This is a genomic window from Chloroflexota bacterium (assembly GCA_016875535.1).
Taxonomy (GTDB): Bacteria; Chloroflexota; Dehalococcoidia; order SHYB01; family SHYB01; genus VGPF01.
Genome location: VGPF01000079.1, coordinates 1 through 3,160 on the forward strand (window position 1 = coordinate 1; position 3,160 = coordinate 3,160).

General features: G+C 62.4%; 2 protein-coding genes. One reads left to right on the top strand and one right to left on the bottom strand.

Annotation, left to right across the window (positions count from 1 at the left end; translation table 11 throughout):
• Positions 1 to 164 precede the first annotated feature (164 nt).
• A complete protein-coding gene (locus FJ039_12570; protein ID MBM4406980.1) occupies positions 165 to 398 on the top strand; it encodes a hypothetical protein in 234 nt (77 codons plus the stop codon).
• A 3-nt stretch (positions 399 to 401) separates the two neighbouring features.
• On the opposite strand, the gene FJ039_12575 is transcribed toward FJ039_12570, so the two are convergent.
• Positions 402 to 2,852 (bottom strand): leucine--tRNA ligase, encoded by a 2,451-nt coding sequence (locus FJ039_12575; GenBank protein ID MBM4406981.1) that lies wholly within the window; start codon positions 2,850 to 2,852, stop codon positions 402 to 404.
• Between the last annotated feature and the right edge of the window lie 308 nt (positions 2,853 to 3,160).

Sequence of the window (3,160 nt, forward strand, 5' to 3'; positions counted from 1 at the left end):
GCGCACCGCCCGCTCTCGCACCTCCGCTGGATACCGTCCCGGTCGTGTCATGGCTTCCTCCCCTCAAGGATAATAGCCTCCACTTTTCCCGGGGCGGTTCAAAACCGCTTTTCGGGATATTCCTGTGACTGAAGGCGTGCCTTGCAAAAGATTACCAAGTTCATATGCAAAAGAAAGACCTGAAATCTCGCAACCTAACCGTCTGCATCCGCAACAGGGGCTATGAAACCTCGCTGGAGCGGCGCAAGCTCTACCGGGTCCTTCCCGATGCAGAGGCGGCCAAGCACGGCCAGGTGCGCGTGATAGACGAGTCCGGGGACGACTATCTCTACCCTGGGAACCACTTCGTTGCTGTGCGGTTGCCTGAATCGGTCAAGAGCGCCGTCATCGCGGCGTAGGCGTCACCCAACCACCACGTTCACCAGCTTGCCTGGGACGTAGATCACCTTCCGCACTTGCTTGCCGTCCGTCAGCAGGGCCGTCACCTTCTCGCTCTTGAGGGCCAGGGCCTTGGCCTGCTCTTCCGTCACGTCCGCAGGGACGGTGAACTTATCGCGGAGCTTGCCGTTCACCTGGATGATGAGCGCCACTTCCAGGTCTTGGGCCTTGGCGGCGTCGTAGGCGGGCCAGGGCTGTTTGTGGATGCTATAGGCGTGGCCCGTCTGCTCCCATAGCTCTTCGGCCACGTGGGGCGTGAAGGGCGCCATGAGCACCAGGAGCCGTTCGATGGCCGTCTTCCAGGCGGCGGCGCTTGCCGAATGGCTCTCCCAGTAGCCCTGGAGCTCGTTGGTGAATTCCATCATGGCGGCGATGGCCGTGTTGAAGGAGAACTTCTCCAGGGAGGCCGTCACGCGCTTGACCGTCTTGTGCGTCGTCCGCTCCAGGCCTTCGATGGCCTGCGGGTCGCTCTTCCAATCGTGCTCGGCGGGGCTGCGCGTCGCCAGGCTCCAGACGCGGTTGAGCCAGCGAGACATCCCCTGGATGCCGGTGGTGCTCCAGCTGGCCCCCTGGTCCCAGGGACCGACGAACATCAAAAAGAGGCGCACGGTGTCCGCGCCGTCCCGGTTCACAAAATCGTCCGGGTTCACCACATTGCCCCGGCTCTTGCTCATCTTTTCGTGGTCTTCGCCTAGGATGATGCCCTGGTTGAAGAGGCGCTTGAACGGCTCATCGAAGTCAACGAGCTTCAGGTCGTGGAGGGCCTTGGTGAAGAAGCGCGAGTAGAGGAGGTGCATGACGGCATGCTCGGCGCCGCCGGTGTACTGGTCCACCGGCGCCCACTTCTTCACCAGCGCCGGGTCGAAGGCCGCCTGCGCATACTTGGGGCTGGCGTAGCGCAGGAAATACCAGGAGGAGTCCACGAAGGTGTCCATCGTGTCCGTCTCGCGCTTGGCGGGGCCGTGGCACTTAGGGCAGGCGGTGTTCAGGAAGCCCTGGTGGAACTTCAGCGGCGATTCGCCCGTCGGCTTGAACTGGGCATCCTCCGGCAGGAGGACCGGCAGGTCCTTCTCCGGCACGGGGACGATGCCGTCCTTGGCGCAGTAGACCACGGGGATGGGCGTGCCCCAGTAGCGCTGGCGGGAGATGAGCCAATCGCGGATGCGGTAGGAGACGGTCTTCTTGCCGATGCCCTTCTTTTCCGCCAGCGCGGCCACGGCGTCGAAGGCCCTTTCGCCGGGCGTGCCGGTCAGCTCGCCCGAGTTGACCATCTCACCCGGCTCGGTGTAGGCGGCCTTGAGGGGCTTGCCGTCCCAGTCCTTGGGCTTAATGACCACCTTGATGGGCAGCCCGTTCTTCGTCGCGAAGGCGAAGTCGCGCTCATCGTGGGCGGGGACGGCCATCACTGCGCCGGTGCCGTAGGTGGCCAGCACGTAATCAGCGATATAGAGCGGCACCTTCTCCCCGTTGAAGGGGTTGACGCAATAGCTGCCGATGGGCACGCCCGTCTTCTCCCTCTCGGTGGAGAGGCGCTCCACTTCCGTGGCGCGGCGGGCCTGCGTGACGTACTCCTGCACCGTGGCCCTCTGCTGGGGCGAGGTGAGCCTCTCCACGAGCGGGTGCTCAGGCGCCAGCACCATGAAGGTGACGCCGTAGACGGTGTCCGGGCGCGTGGTGAAGACCTTGATCCCCTTCTCCCGTAGGCCCGCGTGGGCGATATCGAAGGTCAGCTCCACGCCTTCGCTCCGCCCGATCCAGTTCTGCTGCATGGCCTTGATCTTCTCGGGCCAGTCCACCAGGCCGGAGAAGTCCAGCAGGCGCTCGGCGTACTTGGTGATGCGGAAGAACCACTGCTCCATGTCCCTCCGCTCGACGATATCGTCGGTGCGCTCGCACTTGCCGTTCACCACCTGCTCGTTGGCCAGCACCGTCTGGCAGGTGGGGCACCAGTTGGCGGGGGCCTTGGCGCGGTAGGCCAGGCCGTGCTTGTAGAGCTGGAGGAAGAACCACTGGTTCCAGCGGTAGTATTCCGGCAGGCAGCAGATGATTTCCCGGTCCCAGTCCAGGGCCGTGCCCATGCGCTTGATCTGCCCGCGCATCCGCTCGATGTTGGACATCGTCCAGGTGTGCGGGTGGATGCCGCGCTTGATGGCGGCATTTTCGGCGGGGAGGCCGAAGGCGTCGAAGCCGAAGGGGGCCAGGACGTTGTGGCCCTTCATCCGCATGAAGCGCACGTGGGCGTCATAAGGCGAGTAGGCGTACCAGTGGCCGATGTGGAGGTCCCCTGAAGGGTAGGGGTACATGGTGAGCTCGTACCACTTTGGGCGCGGGTCGCTATCGGAGACGTGGTAGAGGCGGTCGCGCTCCCAGCGTTCCTGCCACTTGCGCTCGATGTTTGTGGGGTCGTAGGGCATAGCGGATCAGAAAAGGGATATAGCCACAGATTGCACAGATGACACAGATTTGACGTAGTGAAGCAGAAAGAGGAAGCAAAAGCTAAAGAAGATTTGGATTATTGTAGCAATCAGAGGAGGAGAGGGGCAATGAGAGGAGGACCAGAAGAGTGACTATGGGAATCGGTGCGGTGTGCCAGGAGTCGAATAACTAAAGACGCATCGATTTTTCGATGAAGACCATACCCACATTCGGGACAATCCTTGCACCTTCAATGAGTCGTCGTCCTGCCATGGATCCAATCCATGTGTCCTCAGCCTTTTTGTAG